Source organism: Salegentibacter sp. UBA1130 (genome assembly GCF_002311535.1).
Classification (GTDB): domain Bacteria; phylum Bacteroidota; class Bacteroidia; order Flavobacteriales; family Flavobacteriaceae; genus Salegentibacter; species Salegentibacter agarivorans.
The window spans coordinates 111602-132931 of record NZ_DCAP01000012.1 but is presented as its reverse complement, the minus strand read 5'-3'; the positions used below and the strand labels follow the sequence as shown (position 1 = coordinate 132931).

At 36.6% G+C, this 21330-nt stretch carries 18 protein-coding genes and 1 tRNA gene; 5 read left to right on the top strand and 14 right to left on the bottom strand.

All coding sequences use genetic code 11. From position 1 onward, the window contains the following. The 8 genes from B4F31_RS04580 to B4F31_RS04545 form a co-directional block, all read right to left on the bottom strand. Window positions 1-654 (bottom strand): glycoside hydrolase family 95 protein (locus B4F31_RS04580; RefSeq protein WP_286760727.1); only part of this gene is annotated, 654 nt, incomplete at its 3' end. Further along, complete coding sequence (locus B4F31_RS04575) at window positions 651-1475, bottom strand: amidohydrolase family protein (protein ID WP_286760726.1); 825 nt, start codon at window positions 1473-1475, stop codon at window positions 651-653. The genes B4F31_RS04575 and B4F31_RS04580, both read right to left, overlap by 4 nt. Before the next feature lie 3 nt (window positions 1476-1478). Continuing rightward, window positions 1479-2336 carry a fumarylacetoacetate hydrolase family protein gene (locus B4F31_RS04570; protein ID WP_093305273.1) on the bottom strand — a complete coding sequence of 286 codons (858 nt, stop codon included), beginning with the start codon at window positions 2334-2336 and terminating at the stop codon, window positions 1479-1481. Window positions 2337-2346: 10 nt separating this feature from the next. Beyond that, window positions 2347-4122, bottom strand: coding sequence for an alpha-L-fucosidase (locus B4F31_RS04565; protein WP_286760725.1), 1776 nt, complete (start codon window positions 4120-4122; stop codon window positions 2347-2349). Between the two features lie 12 nt (window positions 4123-4134). After that, window positions 4135-4911: an SDR family NAD(P)-dependent oxidoreductase gene (locus B4F31_RS04560; RefSeq protein ID WP_093305267.1), complete on the bottom strand. Its 777-nt coding sequence runs from the start codon at window positions 4909-4911 to the stop codon at window positions 4135-4137. Between the two features lie 10 nt (window positions 4912-4921). Beyond that, the gene (locus B4F31_RS04555; protein WP_286760724.1) at window positions 4922-6232 is read right to left on the bottom strand and encodes an alpha-L-fucosidase; all 1311 of its coding nucleotides are present in this window, start codon (window positions 6230-6232) and stop codon (window positions 4922-4924) included. A gap of 14 nt (window positions 6233-6246) precedes the next feature. Beyond that, the gene (locus B4F31_RS04550; protein WP_349675917.1) at window positions 6247-7854 is read right to left on the bottom strand and encodes an altronate dehydratase family protein; all 1608 of its coding nucleotides are present in this window, start codon (window positions 7852-7854) and stop codon (window positions 6247-6249) included. A gap of 40 nt (window positions 7855-7894) precedes the next feature. After that, window positions 7895-10477, bottom strand: a complete 2583-nt coding sequence (locus B4F31_RS04545) for an alpha/beta hydrolase-fold protein (protein WP_286760723.1) — start codon at window positions 10475-10477, stop codon at window positions 7895-7897. A gap of 339 nt (window positions 10478-10816) precedes the next feature. Here B4F31_RS04545 and B4F31_RS04540 point away from each other — a divergent pair, with 339 nt between their 5' ends. After that, complete coding sequence (locus B4F31_RS04540; RefSeq protein WP_286760722.1) at window positions 10817-11656, top strand: AraC family transcriptional regulator; 840 nt, start codon at window positions 10817-10819, stop codon at window positions 11654-11656. Between the two features lie 224 nt (window positions 11657-11880). Here the strand turns inward: B4F31_RS04540 and B4F31_RS04535 are convergent. Then, a tRNA-Leu gene (locus tag B4F31_RS04535) sits at window positions 11881-11962 on the bottom strand. 111 nt (window positions 11963-12073) lie between these two features. Between B4F31_RS04535 and B4F31_RS04530 the strand changes: the two genes are divergently transcribed. From B4F31_RS04530 to B4F31_RS04520, 3 genes are all read left to right on the top strand, one after another. Further along, window positions 12074-13465 (top strand): dipeptidase, encoded by a 1392-nt coding sequence (locus B4F31_RS04530; protein WP_286760721.1) that lies wholly within the window; start codon window positions 12074-12076, stop codon window positions 13463-13465. A 276-nt stretch (window positions 13466-13741) separates the two neighbouring features. Beyond that, window positions 13742-14587 carry a universal stress protein gene (locus tag B4F31_RS04525; protein ID WP_286760720.1) on the top strand — a complete coding sequence of 282 codons (846 nt, stop codon included), beginning with the start codon at window positions 13742-13744 and terminating at the stop codon, window positions 14585-14587. A gap of 119 nt (window positions 14588-14706) precedes the next feature. Continuing rightward, complete coding sequence (locus B4F31_RS04520) at window positions 14707-15711, top strand: potassium channel family protein (RefSeq protein WP_093306675.1); 1005 nt, start codon at window positions 14707-14709, stop codon at window positions 15709-15711. Between the two features lie 149 nt (window positions 15712-15860). On the opposite strand, the gene B4F31_RS04515 is transcribed toward B4F31_RS04520, so the two are convergent. The 5 genes from B4F31_RS04515 to B4F31_RS04495 form a co-directional block, all read right to left on the bottom strand. Then, the gene (locus tag B4F31_RS04515; protein WP_286760719.1) at window positions 15861-16376 is read right to left on the bottom strand and encodes a hypothetical protein; all 516 of its coding nucleotides are present in this window, start codon (window positions 16374-16376) and stop codon (window positions 15861-15863) included. Between the two features lie 91 nt (window positions 16377-16467). Beyond that, complete coding sequence (locus B4F31_RS04510; protein ID WP_286760718.1) at window positions 16468-17583, bottom strand: DUF6920 family protein; 1116 nt, start codon at window positions 17581-17583, stop codon at window positions 16468-16470. A gap of 146 nt (window positions 17584-17729) precedes the next feature. Continuing rightward, entirely contained in the window at window positions 17730-17921 is a 192-nt protein-coding gene (locus B4F31_RS04505; protein WP_286760717.1) for a hypothetical protein, read from the bottom strand. A 119-nt stretch (window positions 17922-18040) separates the two neighbouring features. Further along, on the bottom strand, window positions 18041-19342 hold the full coding sequence (locus B4F31_RS04500) for a hypothetical protein (protein WP_286760716.1): 1302 nt from the start codon (window positions 19340-19342) through the stop codon (window positions 18041-18043). Between the two features lie 182 nt (window positions 19343-19524). Beyond that, window positions 19525-20358, bottom strand: a complete 834-nt coding sequence (locus B4F31_RS04495) for a hypothetical protein (RefSeq protein WP_286760715.1) — start codon at window positions 20356-20358, stop codon at window positions 19525-19527. A gap of 363 nt (window positions 20359-20721) precedes the next feature. Between B4F31_RS04495 and B4F31_RS04490 the strand changes: the two genes are divergently transcribed. Beyond that, on the top strand, window positions 20722-21285 hold the full coding sequence (locus tag B4F31_RS04490) for a DUF4256 domain-containing protein (protein WP_286760714.1): 564 nt from the start codon (window positions 20722-20724) through the stop codon (window positions 21283-21285). Window positions 21286-21330 lie beyond the last annotated feature (45 nt).

Genomic DNA, 21330 nt, shown 5'->3' with positions numbered 1-21330 from the left:
CATGGAAATTTGGTTCTCGGCAGGGTGACTTACTTCCACTGTTCTATGCCCTTCATCTTCTGGTCGGTCTAAGTTCACACTAAAATTTAATCCTGCTTCTGCCGTTGTACTTAATTGAATTATAATGGCATCATCTGCTGCGGTTGCAAAAATTTTACGATGATATTGCTCGCCGTCTATAGTATAGCTCACCTCTGCCAAAGCATCATTCAAGCTAAGGCTTCGTTTATAATTCTCAATGTCTCCGGCATGTTCAAAATCCAAATAAACATCTCCCATAGTTTGATGGGATTTCACAATATCTTTATTCGAAAACCTATCTATAATTTCTTTATCGGCCTTACTGGTCTTTCCAGTTAAAATTAACTGCCTTATTTCCTCTAAATCTTCCGGGCTTCCTTTTGAATCGCCCCAATCAGGGCCACCAGGCCAAAGCGAATCTTCATTTAATTGAATTCGCTCATTCTTCGAGTTCCCAAAAATCATTGCTCCCACCCTACCATTCCCTATGGGCAGTGCCTCCATCCAGTCTGATGCAGGCTGCGCATACCATAGTACATGTTCGTTTACTTCTTCCTTATCTTCTTTTTTCTCTTTAGGAGCCGAACATCCAAGCCCGAGTACCAGAATTAAAAGCAATGATTTTTTGATCATAATTGGTAAAAATTAATTGCGTTAAGCCCCATTATTTTTTCTAAAACGATTTCGTTTCTAGTTTTAAGAAAATCCTCAGTAATATTAACAGTATCTGAATATTGTCCGGCTGCCAAAGAAACCGGCCAATCAGATCCAAACATTAATCTATCGGGTCCAAAAACCTCCAAAGCAAAGTCAAAAAAAGGATAAAAATCTTCGGGTTTCCAATTAAAATTCTCAGTTTCGGTTAATAGACCGGAAAGCTTACAAGACACATTCTTTTTATCTGCCAGTTTTGTTATTAATTCTTTCCAGTTTTTAGAAATTCCCTTTGAAACATTAGGTTTAGCGAGGTGATTTAAAACAAACTTTTGGTTTGGAAAATTAGAAACCAATTCAATAGTATTGGCCAACTGATTTTCCAAAACCAAAAGATCGTAGGTTAGGTTGAAATTCCCAAAAACTTCCATTCCCTTCAAAAATTTGGGTTGAAGCATATAACTAGCCGGTTTAGCCTGTAATAAATGCCGAACTCCTTTAAATTTAGGGTCTTTTGAAAAATGTGCGAGGCGTTCCTCAAGATTATCGCCAGTAAAATCAACCCAACCTACAACTCCTTTTATAAACTCATATTCTTTAGCCAGATTCAGCAAAAATTTGGTCTCATTTTCAGTGGGAGCGGCTTGCACCGCCACACAACCATCCACCTTATTTCTTTCCAGAATAGGCTTTAGGTTTTCAGGAAAAAAATCTTTCCTAATTACCGACATCTCATCGGGAATCCAGGCATCTTTCTCCTTCCCAAACTTCCAAAAATGCTGATGGCTATCTATTCTCATTGCCTATTCTCTATAAGCTTTTGCCACTTGTTTAGAAGTCCCAAGACCTTCTATACCCAATTCTACTACATCCCCGGGTTTAAGGTAGCGCTGTGGTTTTAAACCCATACCTACCCCAAATGGAGTTCCGGTAGAAATAATATCTCCAGGCAATAAACTCATAAACTGACTTACATAGCTAATTACCTGAGGTATGTTAAAAACAAAATCTGAAGTGTTGCTTTGCTGCTTAATCTCACCATTTAGTTTTAGCCATAAATTAAGGTTATGCGGATTTGGAATTTCATCTTTAGTAGCCAAAAATGGTCCTAAGGGTGCAAACGTATCACAGCTTTTTCCCTTAACCCATTGCCCTAAACGCTCTAATTGAAATTCACGCTCGCTATAATCATTATGCAAAACATAGCCGGCCACATAATCCATGGCTTCCTCTTCAGAAACATAACTGGCCTTTTTACCAATTACAACCCCCAATTCTACTTCCCAGTCGGTCTTTTGGCTGTCTTTAGGAATAATTACATCGTCATTAGGCCCTACAATAGCGCTACTTGCTTTAAAAAATATAACGGGCTCTGATGGCACCTCCATACCGCTTTCTTCGGCGTGTTTTGCATAGTTTAAACCAATACAAACCAATTTGGAAGGACGTTTAACCGGTGCTCCCAAACGTTCTTGTAAATCTATTTCAGGGCAATTATCTTTATTTTCTGCTAGCCAGTTTTTAAGATCTTCCAGACCGTTTTCGGCAAAAAAATCTTCGGTATAATCTTTTCCAAATGCCGAAACATCTATTCTTTTTCCTGTTTCTAATTCAATTCCCGGTTTTTCCTGTCCGGGAGCTCCAAATCGTATTAATTTCATAATCTATTTTTTACTGAATTTTAAAAGTCCAGGCATCGTGACCGGGTAATTCGCCATATTTAATACCTGATGTATCTATAATTAATGTATTGTTGCTGTATGTCCAGGGTAATTCCCTATCTAAGCCCAACAAATGAACTTTTGTACCCTTAGCAGGTTTGTCTATTTCCAACGCCAACTCATCATCTGGCCATTCATAACTTATAGCATATAAAGCATCGTTATTCTTTGTATAACTTAAATAGGTTTTTAAAGAAATGAATTGCGCTTGTAAACCTTTTTCCTGCCCATTTTTATCAATAAAAAATGCCTTAGAAGGAACTAGCTCCTTTTCAGTGTTAGCCGTGCTCCAAAACAATTTAATCTTGGCGTTTTGCTTTTTCTCGCGGTAATTAATTTTAATTGGAGTGCGCTCGTTGGCCTTTAAACGAATTGTGCCTTTATCTGAAGTCCCGGTATTGGCTCCCATAACCTCAGCTTCATTATCGGGTGCTGTATAATTACTATTAATAATGGTTTTGCCATCAATTTGCACCATAGCCTCATCATCTACTTCAATTTCAAAAGTATATTTCCCTGTTTTTGGCGCTACAATAAAGCCTTCCCAGGTTGCCTGAAAATCGTCTTCACGTATTCCTTTTAAAGGTGAATTTCTTACCCAGTTAAAGTTAATTACACTATCTACTTTTTGTAAACTAACTTCTTTTTCTTCTCCGGTTATTGTATGGGCTTCAGCACCATAAATAGCTTCTCCATTAATATCCAACCAGGTTCCCAACTGTTTTAAACGTTCCTGTTGAATCATAGGAATTTGCCCATCGGCCCTTGGGCCAACATTCAAGATCATTCCACCACCATTGGCAACGGTTTGCACAAACCGTTCAATGAGTTCTTTTCCGGTTCCGTAGGCTTCTAAATTTTCATTTCGGTTTAAGCCAAAACTACGGCCAATTCCTCTTACCTCTGCCCAGGGTCTTTCGGTTTCTACAATTCCTGAACTATATTCCGGGGTTAAAAAACCAACATCAAGGCCATGGCCCCAACGATTATTCACTATGGCATCTTTTCCTACTGTTTCATAATACCAATTTATAAGCTGTGGAGCTTGCCATTGCTCGGCTGTATTGTACCATTCACCATCAGAAAAAATCAATGTAGGTTTATATTCCTTTACCAATTCTTTAAACTGCGGCACCATATATTCTTCAACATATCGTCCAATACTATCGTGCGGATCTGTATACCAGCGGTGTAAAGGGTGGTTCCATTCGGCTAGAGAGTAATATAACCCCATTTTAAGGTCCTCGTCCCTAACGGCTTCTGTTAATTCTCCTACAATATCACGTTTTGGGCCGGTATCGACACTATTCCAGTTTCGGTTAAATTTACTTGGCCATAGGGTATAGCCATCGTGATGTTTAGAAACCAACACCACATATTTAGCACCGGCTTCTTTAAAAATTTCAGCCCATTCTTGGGGATCAAAGAGTTCTGCTTTAAACTCACCTGCAAAATCTTTATAAGTGAAGTTAGTTCCGTAATGCTCATCTACAAAAGCGTTACGTAAACTATCATTGGTTTGCATTCCTCTCAAGAACCATTCGGCATAAGACTCTTTACCCCCATAAGCCGGTACTGAATACAAGCCCCAATGAATAAAAATACCGAGTTTTGCTTCCTTAAACCATTCTGGATAGCCATGCTCATTTATAGCTTTTTCTTCGGGAGATTGTGTATATCCCTGCAAGCCGATTAAAATACTAAGAGCTATTAATACTTTTTTCATATCTACAATATATTATCCTTGTAATTTTATAAAACCTCCGTCTATTGGAAAGTTGGTTCCTGTTGTAAATGCTGCATCATCTGAAGCCAGGTAAAGGGCAAGATTTGCCACTTCTTTAGTACTTCCCATACGGCCTATAGGTTGAGTTTTGGAGAGTTTTTCAAACATCTCTTGTTCTTGCCCAGGGTAGTTTTTAGTAATAAAACCATCTACAAACGGGGTATGTACCCTGGCGGGCGCAATACTATTACAGCGTATACCATAATCTATATAATCTTTTGCTATAGAGTAAGTCATGGTAAGTACAGCACCTTTAGACATGGAATAGGCAAAACGATCCTGAATTCCAACTACAGAAGCGATACTCGCCATATTGATAATACAGCCTTTCCTGGCTGATTTCATATAGGGAATAACCGATTTTAAACAGTTAAAAACACCCTTGATATTAACCTCATAAATTCTATCTAAATCCTCTTCGTTAGTATTCTCTACATTACCTACGTGGGCAATACCTGCGTTATTTACCAGAATATCAATTGATGATTCAGCGGCAATCTCAACCATTATTTTATCAACCTGTTCTTTTTTGGTTACATCACAACCAAAAAATCTTGCCTTACCACCGGCCAAAGTAATTTCTTCTACCGTATTTTTTGCTGTCTCTTCATTATAATCCAAAATAAAAACATTGGCACCGGCACTCGCAAATTCCATTGAAATTGCTTTGCCTATACCGCTTCCTCCACCTGTAATCACGCTCGACTTTCCTTTTAACTTATGACCCATATTATTTTACTTAATCTTTTTCTATTTTATAACTCACCAATGTTGCTATGCCATTTTTCTTAGCCTCCGGGATTTCTATAAAAGTTCCGAATTTTGTCTTTTGAAAATTTATTGTGGATCCATCCTTCCAATGAACCATTGTTTTTGTTTTGGGAAAAAAGTCTTCAATAAAATACGTATCATTATCGCCCAAAAGCCATAAAAACACTTCATTATCTTTAAGGGTAGACACTATATTCTCCCTGGGTGCTAACGGCCCCTGCCTGGTTCCATAAATTGCCTCTCCATAGGTTTCCAGCCAATCTCCAATTTCCAGAAACGATTCCTGATGTTCTTTTTGAATCTCGCCATTGGGCATAGGCCCAACGTTAAGCAGCAAATTACTACCAAATCCTGCAGATTTAATTAAATAACGAACTAGTTCTTTTTGAGATTTATGCTTAGAATCCTGCAGATTAAACCCCCAGGAACCATTAATTGTTTCACAAATTTCCTTAGGTAGTTCTCCTATATTTTCTTTGGCTGTTCCAAAACCTGTGGTATTATAACCAGGCAAATCCCTTTCAAACATTTGGAAATCTTCTCCCATTATTGGTGCTATATGATGATTGTTTCCTATTAAAGCTTGTGGTTGAAGCTCATGGATCAATTCATAGATTTCATCATAATGCCAATTGGTATTTTTCTTATCCCAATGCCCATCAAACCAAATACCTCCAATTTCACCATAATTTGTAAGTAACTCGGTTAATTGCTGTTTCATAAATGCTATGTAATCTTTCCAGTTACCAGTGGTATTTTTATCCGCAATTCCATTGCCTGTTCTTCCCAGTGGGTAATAATCTTTATGGTACCAGTCTAACAGGGAATAGTAGAAAAACAGTTTAATATCGTTTGCTCTACAGGCTTCAGCAAGCTCTTTTATCACATCCCGGCCAAATGGCGTAGCATCTACAATATTATAAGATGAAGCCTCGGTGTTAAACATAGAAAAGCCATCGTGATGACGTGTGGTCACTGTAATATATTTCACACCTGAATTCTTAGCCATCTTCACCCATTCTGTGGCATCGAAATTTATAGGATTGAAAAAACCAGGCAATTTCTCATAATTTTCTTTAGAGATATTCTTATTATTCATCACCCATTCTCCATCTCCCAGAACACTATATACTCCCCAATGGATAAACATTCCAAATTTGGCATGCTGGAACCATTCTCGCGCTTCTAAATTTTCTTTTGCCGGAATATAATCCTCATCCCCCTGTGCAAAAACCACAAAATGAATCAGCATTAAAATAAATAAAATTGGCTTTTTCATAAGTTGATTAAATTTTATAGTGAAACCCCTCTTTTCCACGGAATAAAATCGTCCTGTCCCAATTTTTGCGCACAGGTTGCTGATTTTCCACTTGCTATTTCAACAATTAGATTTAAGAGATCTTCTGATAAATTTTCTAGATCTGCCTCTTCTGAAATTAACTTACCGGCATCAAAATCTATAATGTCCATCATCCTCTTTGGCAATTCAGAATTTGATGATATTTTAATGACCGGGCAAACCGGGTTCCCTGTTGGTGTTCCCAACCCAGTTGAAAATAGGATTAAGTTTGCTCCAGAACCGGCCAATCCGGTGGTAGATTCTACATCATTTCCGGGAGTACATAGCAAATGTAAGCCACTTTTTACTGGATATTCTGTATAATCAAGGATTCCGCTTATTGGTGCCCTACCCGCCTTGGTCGCTGCACCTGCCGATTTAATTGCATCGGTTATTAAGCCATCTTTTATATTGCCCGGGGAAGGGTTCATATCAAAGCCGGAACCTACTTTTTTTGCCTCGGCGTTATAAGTCTCCATTAATTTTATAAACTTATCTGCCATTTCTTCGGTTTCGCAACGATTTATTAAATCTTGCTCTACCCCGCATAGCTCCGGAAACTCAGAGAGCATTGCACGGCCACCTACCGCAGTAATTTTATCGGCTATATAGCCAATTAATGGATTGGCGGTAATGCCCGAAAATCCATCAGATCCGCCACATTCTAAACCGATATTGAGTTTATCCAAACCTGCAGGTTTTCTTTCTATGCTGTTAGCTTTTTCCAGCTCGGGATAGGTTTTGGAAACTATTTTCTGTAGCATATCTTTTTCCGAAGAAAACTGCTGTTGTTCAAAATAAAGAACCGGTTTCTGCGGGTTCAATTTAGCCAGTGCTTCTTCCAGCAAACTCATTTGGGCGTGTTGGCAACCTAAGCTCAATACCGTTGCACCTGCTACATTGGGGTTTTTAATATATCCCGCAAGTAAATTCACCAATGCCTGAGCATCATCCCGTGTACCACCACAACCACCTTCATGAGCCAGGAATCTAATCCCGTCAATATTTTTAAAGACCTGTTCATTAATGACTTCAGAACTAGCTGCTGCATCAGAGTCTCCAGAGAGCATTTGCCTCAATTGTAATTTATATGGATTCTCCTGCTTATAACCCAACTCGGTTTCAAAGGCTTCTTTTAAAACTTTTAAATTCCTGTTTTGACAAAAAACCAGGGGCACAAATAGCCAGTAATTAGCAGTACCAACCTGGCCATCCTCTCTATGATACCCCATAAAAGTTTTGTTCTGAAGAGAGGTAATATCTGGCGAATTATAATTGTAAGTTCTGTCCTCATATTTATAATCGGCAGCACGATGTTTTATATTTTCAGTAGTCAAAGCATCCCCACAACCAATGGATAACACCACTTCCCCTACAGGGACGCCATACATTATAATAATATCACCGGGACTAAAATGCTGCAGGGCAATTTTATGTTTAATCGCTATATTTTGGGATACCTCTATTTGTGTTCCCGAAAGTTCTATAATTTCACCCGCCATTAAATTGCACAAGGCCACACCAACGTTATCCTGTTCGCTTATTTTTAAAATTTTATTCAAATTTTTAGCTTTTGTGTTGTTTATCTATCTTTCAGGTAGTTTACTCTTTCCATATCACATCGTATTCTTCAATATTCCAGGAATTATCAAAAAAGCCGGCAGCTTCTATTCCCTGAAGCCCTTCATGTATCATCGTGTCTTTAAAAATCATAAAGTCCGGATAAAACGTACCGTTTAACAAATAATCGTTGCCCCAGGCAGCTTCCATTCCTTTTTCTCCGGTAGCGGTAATTACCCCAACACTTGCAAAATCACTATCTTTTCTAGGGTAAATAAAATACGCTCCTAGATTATTTCCTTTCAAAGTTTTCGTATCAACAGTCATTTTCCCTTTAGAAACCTTAATAGGGGAATCTTTGAGCAAAGTTTTCCAACTTGCATGATTATCGCTGTTTCCGTATAAGATTATATTTTGATCTGGGTAATTTTCCGGATTGAACTCTGCATCGGCTACCAGGGTTAGGTCTCCATTGGCACGGTAATAAAATTTCTCGGCATCAAATTTTGCACGATGATAATACCATTTGTTTTCCCTGTCACTTCCCTGGGTTGCATAAACCAAAACAGGTTTATTTTTAAAGGCATCTTTAAAGCCGCCATACCTATGCGGGCCTTTTTCCTGGTATCCAGGCTTTTTACTCACTTCCCAATAAGATTTCATTTTTTTCATCACCAAAGACTCCAGCTCTTTATTTACGGCAATGCGAACCTCATCTATAGCTATAGAATCTGGTTTTACAGAAAACTCTGAAAAGTCAACTTGAATAGTTTTTACGTTTTCCGTAGAAATCTGGAGTAAAATACTATCCTTTTCTACCGCTATATCACTAATTTCAAAAGGACGCTCTTGCTGAAGGATATTTATGTAATGTGCTTTTTCTGAAACCCCAGGGGAAGCCGTTTTAAATGAAAAATCATTTTGGTTCTCGTCGGTTTTTTTATCGTGCGCCTTAAAAAAGTCAAATATTAACGGCCAATCCATACTGTGATTACCATACCAATGAGTACCCTTGGGATATTCATAATAAACAAAATCGTTATGAAAAGTACCCAAACGCTCGCGCATATCTCTCGCTATAAATGTTGGAACAACTGAATCTACCTCGCCGTGCAGCACATAGATACCAAAGTTTAGATAATTCTCTATTAATTTTAAAGTACGGCTGGTGTTACCGGCCCTTTTAATTATTGCACTTAGGTCTTCCTCTTTTTTTGAATTTAATTGAACGGCAGTTCTTTTATTAAATTCCTCTACCCCCATTTTAAACCTTTCCTGAAGCAGCTCAAGATTATCGGTAATTCGCCGTTTAAAGCTTTCACGATACAACAGTAAATCAGGATAGCCGGCTGCAGGCGCAATGGCCGCAAATTTATCGGGGTAAGTTGCGCCTAAATACCAGGTACCGTGACCTCCCATAGAGTGACCGGTCAAATAAGTGTGTGCAGCATCGGTTTTCCATTCATTTTCTGAATGAGCAAGAACTTCAAGAGCATCTAAACGTCCCCAATCTTCCCAGGCAAAACCAAACGGTCGTCTATTGGTAGGCGCAACAATATGCCCCCAATCTTTTTGCTGATAAGCATTAGCCTGATTAACAGCTTCTACCGAAGCTCCGTGCAAAGAAAAGAACATAGCCTGGTTTTCACTAACAGTATCTAAAGAAGGTGCCATACTATAATATTGTACACTACCATCAATGTCGCTCACAAAGGTTTTTTTATGGTGCTCGTACTTTGATTTTACCGGAAGCAATAAAGTATCAGTATCTAACTTTTTACCATTAGAATCAAGCATCTCCAGTACAACCTCTACCTCTTTTTTATCTTTATAATTTTCTGCAAAAGGAATTTCAAAAGGTACTTTTCTAACATATAAAGCTGGTATTTCTGTTATAGCCGTTTCAGCAACAGCATTGGCTACACGGGCTACTAATTTTAGATTTTCTATATTTTGCTCGCTTGCATTTGCTATTCTAATTGCTGCAGGGAAATTTTCTTTTTGCTCTATTAAGATTTCGGGCAAAGTCATATCGCGCTGCGTAAATTGAAGCTCCTTTTTTGGCTTTATAAGCCTTGCACGCATTCGGGAAAAACGACCGGAAGAAAGAATAAACTCATTCTTTCCTTTCTTTAATTTAAGAGGAATTAGATTCCAACCAAAATCATAATAATCCCCTTCGTGAGGAAAACCATTAATCAACACACTGGTATGACCCGATGCGTCTAATAAGACTATTTCTTCTGCAGCAGCATCGTACTCAAGATACAAATATCCATCTCTCAAACCGGGATCCTGAAATTCATTATTTTCATTTACTTCTATTTCTTCCCAGCTTATGGCTTGTCCGCGATAATTTTTACCGGCTGACTTCCCCTTTTTTATTCCGCTTTTAGCTTTACCTATAAATTTCGCGAAAAGAGGATCATATTCTACTGCCTCGGTGTCCTTTGGAAGTTGTTGTTTTTTATAAATAAGGGCTTCGGTAAAAACGTGCAGCACTTTTCCTTCGTGCACATCTTCCACCTTTTCTTTTCCAAAATACTCTACAATGTTCCCCTCCCTCTCCTGGGCAGTAAGGCCTACAGAGGTAAAAAACAAAAACAATGATAAAATTCTATTCATAATAAATTTTAAATAATAACACAGACACTCGTATTGCTCCAAATTTATAAGCTATAATTAATCAACATCACCTCACCACTAAAGACCTAAAGACCAGAATCTTGAAGAAATCTTCCTTTTAAAAAGAGTCCAGGGCTTGATAAGGGTTAATTCACTTCTATTGAAGCTACAAGCAGCTTTTCATTAAATTCAAAGAAATACTCTACCAAAATTATACTTCTTCCAGCTCATTTCTTTCACATTAATTTGCATTCTATTGTACAATATTTGCTCATTTGAAGCAATTATTTAATAAATTTGAAAATTACCGTATAGTTTTTTCTTAAACTTTAAAAAAAAATGAAACTTCATTTTCTTCATAAAAATTTAAAAAGCAACTTCGAATTTAGCCATCATAAAGAGGGGCAGTTTCTACGCTTATGGCATTATCATCCCGAAATTGAACTGGTATATATAAAACAGGGAAAAGGAACCCTTTTTGCAGGAGATTTTATTGGGACCTTTGAAGAAGGAAACCTATTTTTAATAGGAAAAAATATTCCACATATGTTCCAAAGCTCTTCTAAAAATTTTTCTGAAGCCTATGTCCTTCATTTAAATCAGTTATTTTTTGAGGCCATTGAAAGTAGCAAAGAGGAATTTCAATATATAAGACTTATTCATAACTTAAGCGAAAGAGGGGCCACTTTTCACAGTTTTAAAAAGAATAAAATTGAAAATCTACTTTTTCAATTGCGAGAGCTGCCGGTGCCATTACAAGCAATAAACATACTTCAGGTTTTTTATTCGCTTTCTGTTCATTCTAACAACACTTATTTAGGAAGTGTAAACTGGTTAAATCATCATCAGGTATCAGATCAACGTTTAAGCGAGGTCATGGAGTTTTTAATGTTGAATTTTAAAGAAGATATTAGTCTTGAAAAAATTGCAGGCATAGCGGGTATGAATAAAACAGCATTTTGCAGATTTTTTAAGCAACATACCGGAAAATCTTTTATCACCTATCTTAACGAGCTACGAATAAATTATTCCTGTAAATTATTAAAAGAAGTACATAGCAACTATTCAATTTCCAAATCTTGTTTTGCATCTGGGTTTAACAGTTTATCTTATTATAATAGGATTTTTAAAAAAAGTACGGGTTTAACCCCGTCAGAATACCTAAAAAATAATATTTAAGTTGCTGAATTTCATAAGAGACCCAATTTCTTAATAATCCTATCTAAATAAAATATCAGTCTTAAAAAATTAGGCTGATTCAAAAATTTAAATAAATAAGTCGGATATAATTAAAATCAGAATTTATGTTAAAAATTAATATTTGGCTAAAATTTGCCTTTTTGTGTTACCTCTGTGTTACCCAAATAAAAAAGCCGACTCTTTCAAGTCGGCTTATCCCTTTGTGCGGGCGGAGAGACTCGAACTCTCACACCGTAAGGCACTAGATCCTAAGTCTAGCGTGTCTACCAATTCCACCACGCCCGCATTTCAATATGTTTGCTTGTTGTAAGCGGATGCAAATATACATAAATGTTTCAATTCACAAATAGTCTGGAAATATTTTTTTTACCTTTATCTCAATCAAAATTTCAAAGAATGAAAGACATCAAATCTTACGTTGAAGAAAATAAAGATCGTTTCTTAAACGAACTCATTGATTTACTGAAGATTCCATCGATAAGCGCCGATTCTAATTACAAAGATTCTATGCTAAAAACCGCCGAAGCGGTTAAAGAAAATTTATTGCAGGCAGGCTGTGATGCTGCCGAAATTTGTGAAACTCCCGGCCATCCTGTAGTATATGCCGAAAAAATAATAGATAAAAATCTGCCCACAGTTTTGGTTTACGGACATTACGATGTGCAACCGCCAGATCCTTTAGACCTGTGGAACTCCCCTCCTTTTGAACCCGTGATCAAGGAAACCGAAATCCATCCCGACGGAGCTATTTTTGCCCGTGGCGCTTGTGACGATAAAGGCCAGATGTTTATGCACGTAAAAGCGCTGGAATATATGACCAAAAACGATGAACTACCCTGCAACGTTAAATTTATGATTGAAGGGGAAGAAGAAGTGGGAAGTGAACATTTAGGCTGGTTTATAGAAAACAACAAAGAAAAACTGGCCAATGATGTGATCTTAATTTCAGATACAGGAATGATCGCTAAAGACACGCCTTCTATCACTACCGGACTTCGAGGCCTCTCGTATATTGAAGTGGAAGTTACCGGGCCAAACCGGGATTTACATTCAGGTTTGTATGGTGGTGCAGTTGCGAATCCTATCAATATTTTAAGTAAAATGATCGCTTCTTTAACCGATGAAAACAACCATATTACCATTCCCGGGTTTTACGACAAGGTTGAAGAGTTAAGCAGGGAAGAACGCGCTAAAATGGCTGAGGCTCCTTATAGCGAAGATGCTTATAAAAAGAAACTCGATATTAAAGATGTGTATGGGGAAGCCGGTTACTCTACTTTAGAAAGAGCTTCCATTCGCCCAACTTTAGATGTAAACGGCATTTGGGGCGGCTATATTGGCGAAGGCGCTAAAACAGTGCTCCCGGGAAAAGCTTATGCAAAAATATCTATGCGCCTTGTCCCAAACCAGGATTGGAAAGAAATTACCCAACTCTTTAAAAAACATTTTGAAAGTATTGCTCCAGATGCGGTTAAGGTAGAAGTAAAACCTCATCACGGCGGCCAGGCTTATGTAACGCCAATAGATAATATTGGGTACCGGGCAGCCAGTAAGGCTTATGAGAAATCCTTCGGAAAAACACCTATTCCGCAGCGCAGCGGTGGGAGCATTCCTATTGTGACTTTGTTTGAAAAAGAATTAAAAAGTAAAATTATTTTAATGGGCTTTGGTTTTGATACCGATGCCATCCACTCCCCTAACGAGCATTTTGGGATTTGGAATTATTTAAAAGGAATAGAAACCATCCCCTGGTTTTATAAATATTTTACTGAAATGAAGCAGGAGTAGATTGATTGGAGGATTTACTTGTTAAGCGAGTAAGGATCTTAATAGCTACGTTGTCTAAAAAATCACGTCATTCTGAATTTATTTCAGAATCTAATATGTTTTAATTATCCACATGTTAGATCTCCGAATAAATTTCGGAGCAGGCTCTGAAACTAGTTCAGGATGACGTCTCCTCAGAGAACTTCATTTTTCTACCTTTTTCCGCATTAAAATAGAAATAACCGGAAGTAAGTTTTAGTATATTTACAGGAATTGCTTATAAAATCAACTTTTTCTATGGAAAAGAAAATTCTTATTCCTACTAATTTTACAAAACACGCCTGGAATACCCTGGTGTATGCCTTGAACCTTTACAAAAACATTCCCTGTACTTTTTATATTCTAAATGCTTATGAAGTTCCTGTAAGAATTTCATTAAAACGGAATCATAACGCAGAACTGGAAGCTGCAAAGGCTGAATCTGAAAACGGGCTGCAGAAAACGCTGCAGGGTTTAAACTTCAGGAAGGAAAACTCCAAACATAAGTTTGAAACAATTTCCAGGAATAAAGACCTGGCTGAAGCTATTCAGGAAACCATAGATGCACATAATATAGACTTGATTTTAATGGTTTCCCGGGGAGAAAATGTATCTATAAACGCAGCTTTTGAGAATGAAATTTCTGAAGTAACCGAAAAAGTAGAACATTGTCCGTTTTTAATTCTGCCAGAAAAAATGCAGGAATTGCCCACTGCTAACCGTGAAATTGTTTTTCCTACCAATTATAAATTTCCGTTTAAAAATAAAGAAGTTGCGGCGCTTATAGATATGGCCGAAAATTTAAATGCCAGCATTAGGATCTTATATATTAATAGCGATGGCAGGCCGCTTACCAAAGAACAGGAACAAAACCAGGAAGCGCTAAAAACTTATTTTTCAGGTGTAGATTTTAGTTTTCATAAACTCACACAAACCACCGAAACTACTGGGATTCATCTTTTTATTGAAAGTCGGGATAGCAATTTCCTGGCGCTTTATAAACGCAAACAAGGGTTTTTTAGCAAATTATTCTCGCAGCGCTTTAAAGAAGAAATAGATTTTAATCCAAAGGTACCGGTATTAATTTTAAAGGAATTGGAGTAAAAAATCAGCAATAAATATATACCTCTTTGCACCATTTCACAAAGAATTAAGTTTCCTTAAACACTGGTTTTCAGCAACATTTATTAATTTGAAAGCTAAACCACAACCAATCAATAGAGATGAGTTACCTACTAGTTCCGTTAGGGTTATTTATTCTTATAGTTGCTCTTGTAGATATTTTTAAAACTATTCTTTACATTAATGGTGGCGGAAGGTTGTCTTCTTTCACCGCAAGAAAAATATGGTGGGTATATTTTAAAATGGCCCGCGGTAAGGGAAAAGCTCCTATTTTAAATTTTGCCGGCGGTACCATTTTAATGGGCCTCGTGGCAATGTGGATCTTTCTAATTTGGGTAGGTTATAGCTTAATTTACCTTTCAGATCCCAACTCTGTTTTAGAAAGCAGTACCGGTGAAAATGCCGATATTATTGGGAATATTTATTACGTAGGCTATACGCTCACCTCTTTAGGAAACGGAGATCTTAGGGCCGGTAGCGACTTTTGGCGTATTATTTCTAACATTATGGGCATGAATAGTATGATCTTTATAAGTTTGGGAATCTCCTATTTGCTGCCCGTACTCCAGGCGGTTATAGATAAAAGAACCCTTGCCGTTTATATTTATCAACTGGGAAATTCGCCAAAAGAAATTATTAATAAAGGTTTTAACGGCAAAGATTTTTCACCGCTATACAATCGCTTACAAAATCTGGAATCCCTGCTTTTAAAACACGGGGAGCATCACCTTGCCTACCCTATTCTTCACTATTTTCATACCAATAAAAGATCGCATAATATAAGATTGAATCTCGCTATTTTAGATGAAGCTTTAAATATACAGGAAGCTTATCATTTAGATAAATCGGCTAATGCATTTACCTGGCGCGTTATACGGGGAGCTATGGATAATCTTGCGGTTAGGCTTCATGAAAGTTATACCTCGCTGGCAGACGATCCGCCTGATTTTGATTATTTCAATGATTTACCCGATGAATTAAAGGCGAATTTTGAAGAAGATCCCGGAATCCCCAAAGATGAAGATTTCAATAAACGCCGGGGGAAATTGTTGGGTTATATCAAAAAAGATGGCTGGGATTGGGAAGATGTGCTGGATGATAAATAAATGGGGTTGTTAAAAAATCGCATCGAAAACTTACTTGCCCCTGCTCATCATACTTTAGGTGATTAGGGCAATTAGCACGATAAAAGTATAAAGCTAAGAAATGCTGATTTTTAATGCTGAAGCCGGGAAAATACCGAAAGATTTTAAGCCTACTTTAAATCTTCCTGCTGTACTGCAACTTTTTCCTCAATTCTTCCTGTATTCACTCTTCTAAAAGAGCTCATTAGCAACCAGTAAAAGATTAAAGAGAAAATAATATCGAAGAAAAATTCCCCGGCATCTTCTCCTAAGAAATCATTGACACTATGCCAAAGATCCAGCGGAATTACAAACATAATTATTTTAAAAATCAGCCTCAAAACCAGGTAGAATATTACCAGTCGAAGTCCGTTTACAAAGGAGAGCGAAAAATAGCGTTTTAGGAAATCGCGATTCTCTCCGTCTGAATTTACCTTAAATACCAAATAGGTTCCTACAATGGTGATTAATAACTCCAGGATAATATAAGAGATCTCCCAGCCGTAATGTGAAAAATCAGTTTCGGGTGCATTTGTGGATAAGGTGATCAATACGAGGAAAACCAGTAAATACTGGTAAGAAATTGATTCGGTGATCTTATTTTGAATTAATAGTCGTTCCAGTTTCTTGAGGTTAAACCAAATCATAATTTATGGGTAAATTTTTGTTATTACTAGTTGTGTGAGGATTTTAATCAATTTTTTCGAATTCCTATCTTATTAGAATCATCTTCGGAACTTAGCCGGGATTTTCCACCGGCATTTCTTTCACGTTGTATTGAATGTCATTGATTTTCAATTTTAACCAAGGCCATGGTCCACTCTCCAATTCCCAACTTGCTTCGCATTCAACAGGTATTCTTATTCCATTCATTTCTTCGGTTTTGGTGGCAGTTACAGTCCAAACGGTAGGTACGGTATCATTTGCATCTTGATAACGCATCGCTACAAACTTTTTAAAATTTCCGTGTTCGTCAAAATAAAATTCTCCTGAACCTTTTGCCCCTTTATATTCCATGGTTGCCCTCGCAGAATACTCGTCTATAGGCTCCCATTTTATATATTGACTTAAGGAAGCTGAAGGAAACCAAACAGTTTCCGCCAAATATCGCTGCAAAGTCGCCTGGTCTACCTTTTCGTCATTTTTTGCATTTGCAACCGGAATAAGTGAAAGAAGTTTTATTGTCATTTCGCCTTTACCATCTTCAAATTTGTCTCTACCTACTACGCTCAATATGGAATTCATTTCAGTATTAATATTCCAATTGAAAGCCGGAGGTTGAATGGTAAAGTATTGTTCTGCCGTACCATTATTCCAAGCTATTTGTTCGGGTTTCATTTTCAGCTGTAGCTCCTGAACTAAATAAACATTTGAAATTGATGGTTTCCCTAGCATTCCGCTATTAGCCAACCATTTTTGAACGATTGGCGGTAAGTCCTGCAATCTCTTTTCGGTTACAATTTCCCCTGTTATAAGTTGAGAATTTTCAAATAGCGCTATTCTTTCTCTTTTGACTAGATTCTTAAAGTTGAAATCTGAATAGGCAACAATTGCCGCTAATAATATAATTAGGTTGGCGAATGTCCCTAATTTTGCGTCATACCAATAGTTGAAGATCAAAACCTGGGAAAAAATCACCGCTAAAAAACCGCTTAACCACCAATAATTAGAATGAATCAGGATTAAAACAACGGTAATAGCAAATAGCAGAAATATTAAGAACCAAAAAATTCCAAAAATTTTTGAAACTGGTTGTAAAATCGCATTAAATTCACCTATGCGATATGCTTTGAAAAACCCAATCAAATGGATGATTCCGTTGAGTCCAATCAGTATGATTAAAGCTATTCGCATTTCTTTTACTTGTGGTTAGCATTCTACGCAAGATGTGGGATGGGGGGCGCGTACCTGCCGCCCTAAGCATTTTCTTTCCTGGTTTCTAAAAATTACACTTTTACGGAAAATCCAATATTAGCTAAGAACCAAGATTAGTGCATTTTTTATTTTTCAACTGGTTTTTTGTAGTTCTTTACTATACCGTAAATTGAAAATATAAGAACAATAGCGTACAAAATTGCTAATGCCGGTTGTTCAAACTTCAGATTTTCAAAATCAAATTGTTTGTACAAAGCTGCTCCAAGTATTATGGCTATTACTGTAAAAAAGAAATTAGGTAGTTTTATGTTTTTCATTTTATTAATTTATGCTCCTAAGGCGATTAATACTCCTATGATAATTGATTTGCTGGTCCAGTTACCATTTTCCTGCTATCACTGCCGAATATTGACGATTAACCGTGGCATGTATGGTTCTACTTGTTAATCTCTTTTTTTGCTTTCTTAGTAGTCTTATGTTTTAGATCAGGATTTTTTTCTACCTGTTCTTCAATAACTTCTTGCAGAGGCTTTTTTGGTATTTCCAGTACAGTATATTCTTCACCAAAAATTTCCTTGAATGTATCTTTAAATCCTTTCTCTTTTCTTAGATCTGAGAATAAAGGCCAAGTCATGTAATTTTCTTTATCCACCTCTCCATCATTACCAATCTTTTTCATGAGTTTATAAGAATCCTTATAATTCTCTGTTAAAACGAGATGGGCTAATTTGAAGTTATCACTGCTTGCACTCCAATCTTTCTGACTAATTATACTATTTGTTTTTTCTTTATTATTATGGAGGTATTTTGATAATGATTTGTTGACCGTAAAAATATTACTCAAAGCTTCATTATGATGTTTTTTCTGTTTGCACGCATAATCTAATAGTATATCTGCGATATTAAATTGTTTTGAACTTAATAAATCATAACAAATATCATTTAACTTTTTATCTGCCTCTTCTAAATCGTCCTTCAATAATTTTCTCCATAAAGTATGAGTTAATTTAACAGAGATTTCAAAAAGGCAACTATATGCTTTTTTAAAATATTCTGGAGTTACTCGAAGCCGATCGTTTAATTTCATATCCTCTAAAACACATTTGTTCTCTTTACAAACCTTAAAATACTGATTTGAAACTTTGCCATCATTATGTACTAAGAGGTTTCTTCTTTCCGTAATTTCTATAAAAGTGGACCAAACAGGCAAATCTTTTCTTAAAGGAATTGCTAGCTTACTTTCTAGATATTCGAAATGATCGGAATGACTTTTTCTTAATACGGTTTCTATTTCCTTCTCAATTATATATTCTCTGGCTTCACCTATAGATTTAAATTCTACGAGTTGTGAAAAACTAATATTTCTTTCTGAGTTGTTCAGATATTCAGGACGAATATCATATAATGCTTTAAGAAGTCTATTTAGAAAAGCATCATATTGAGAGATTAAAGAAACGAATAAACTTTCTGGAATTATCTTTGAAGCTAAGGACGAAGTTTCGTAATTTTTGGATAAGGATTCGAATATTCTAGTTTCTTCATATTTGACCGCTATGACTTTTTCTCCATCTTCATCATCAATTTCTTCAACATTATTTTCTAGAAACTTGATCAATTTTTCATTTGCTTTCTTTTGGTAAGGATTTATCAGTAAAAGTACCATGGGAAGAGTGTCTTTTATTGATTCAATATGCCTTAAAAATGTATGTAAATTTTCATGAAGTTTTTCACCATTCATAGAATTTTATTTTAGTTCTGTATTATTTTTCCTAAATTATGCATAACGGTCTAATATAAGCTTAGGGGCGAGTTTCGAAGCGATTATCTGGCCACCTACCGTAAAATTATTTAATTGTAAAATCTTCATTATTTTTAAGTAGTCAACCCGCATTTGCTATAGGCAGTATCAGCCAAAGCTTTTTATTTTATCCCCTGTTCTATTGCGTCATAGCCGTTTAATACGTCAAGAATTCCTCGTCTTTCGTTGTAGGTCAATGTCCTTGTCTTAGTGTATTTTCCTGTCAGACGCATTTTCGCACTATTTGATTCAGCAAATTCTCTCAAAAACATTTCTACATCTTTAGTTACGGTCAGGTCAATCCATTCCCAAACTCCACCGCCACTATGATCAGTTTCTTTGTCATCATATTTGTTAAAGACTATTTCTTTCGTATTTCCGTCATAAGATAAGTAGGCACGTTCAAAGAAAATCCAATCATCACCTTTATACGTCATCTGTAACCTTAACCATCTATTTGTGCCATTCTCACCCATATAAATTGAAGTCAAGTTTGTATTTGTGTAATGTGTAAAATACGGCTGTTTGTACCAAGTTATTCCCGAAACATCATCATAGTTTTTTCTTAGTTTGTTGAGAGCTTTAAGTTTATCTGCCTTTTCCTTGGCCGCAATTCGTTCCGCTTCTTTGCGTTTTTCTTCTGCAATTCGTTCTGCTTCCTTTTTTCTCTTTTCTTCTATTTCTGTGACTTGGTCATTGATTGACTCAGCTTCTTTAAATTCTGGAGATTCTGGGTGACGATTTTGGAAATCGGAATAAATGGTTTTCACTTCTTCAAAGTTTTCTTCCTCAAACGCTATTTTGACCTTTGCTAAAAGCTTGTCCGACCCATTTTTACACTCGTCAAGTTGAGTTTCAAGCTCAGAAATTCGATTATCCAATTCAGCTTCTTTTTCCTCGTCGGAACATGCTCCAAGAGCAAAAATGATTGTCAGTAGTAGAATTATTCTTTTCATGCTTTTCTGTTTTTCTCTTGTGGCTAACTCATTATATAATCAATCCCCATTTCCTTTAAAAGCCATTCTCGCGGTACAAAAACACCGGGTATCACTCAGAAAATTACGTCTTAAAAGCCTTTGGAAAAAATAAGCTTATTCCAAAAAATTCAGAAATATGAGATTTTGATAAAACAAACAGCCTGTAGGGATGGCTGTTCTGATAGTTGTTATTTAAAAACAACTACCGATGTTAAATTTTTAACAATATAAGAAGAAGATTAAATTTTTATAGAAAATCCCGGAGAAAATCTTTTAGGCATCATAAGTTTATTTACCTAAAGCAAATAATTATTAAATTAATGCAGGAAAATATTATCGAAGATGAGTAATAAAAAATCACTTTCAAAAGACCGGGAAGAAGAAATAATTCAAATGCTAAAAAGCCGTTTTGAGGAGCATAAAACTCGCTTTAAGCAATTAGAATGGCCCAAAATTGAAGAAAAATTAAAGACAGAGCCAGAGAAACTTTGGGTTTTAAACGAGATGGAAGAAACCGGCGGGGAACCTAATTTGTTTAGCTACGATGCTAACACCAACGAGTTTACTTTTTGTGATTTCTCAAAAGAAAGTCCCAAAGGCAGGAGAAGTTTATGCTACGATCGCGAAGCCCTGGAATCCAGGAAAAAATTTAAACCAAAAAACAGCGCCCGGGACCTGGCTGCCGAGATAGGTATTGAAATCTTAGATGAAGCGCAATACCGAGAATTACAGCAATTGGGAGAATTTGACACTAAAACTTCCAGTTGGCTCAAAACACCAAACGAAATAAGAGAACTTGGTGGAGCCATTTTTGGAGATTTTAGATATGGAAAAGTTTTTATTTACCATAATGGCGCCGAATCTTATTACGCCGCCAGGGGTTTTCGCGGGTTTTTAAAGGTTTAGGTTTTTGAAAAATAGAGTTGACACCGTCGCCCTGTCCCGAAGCTT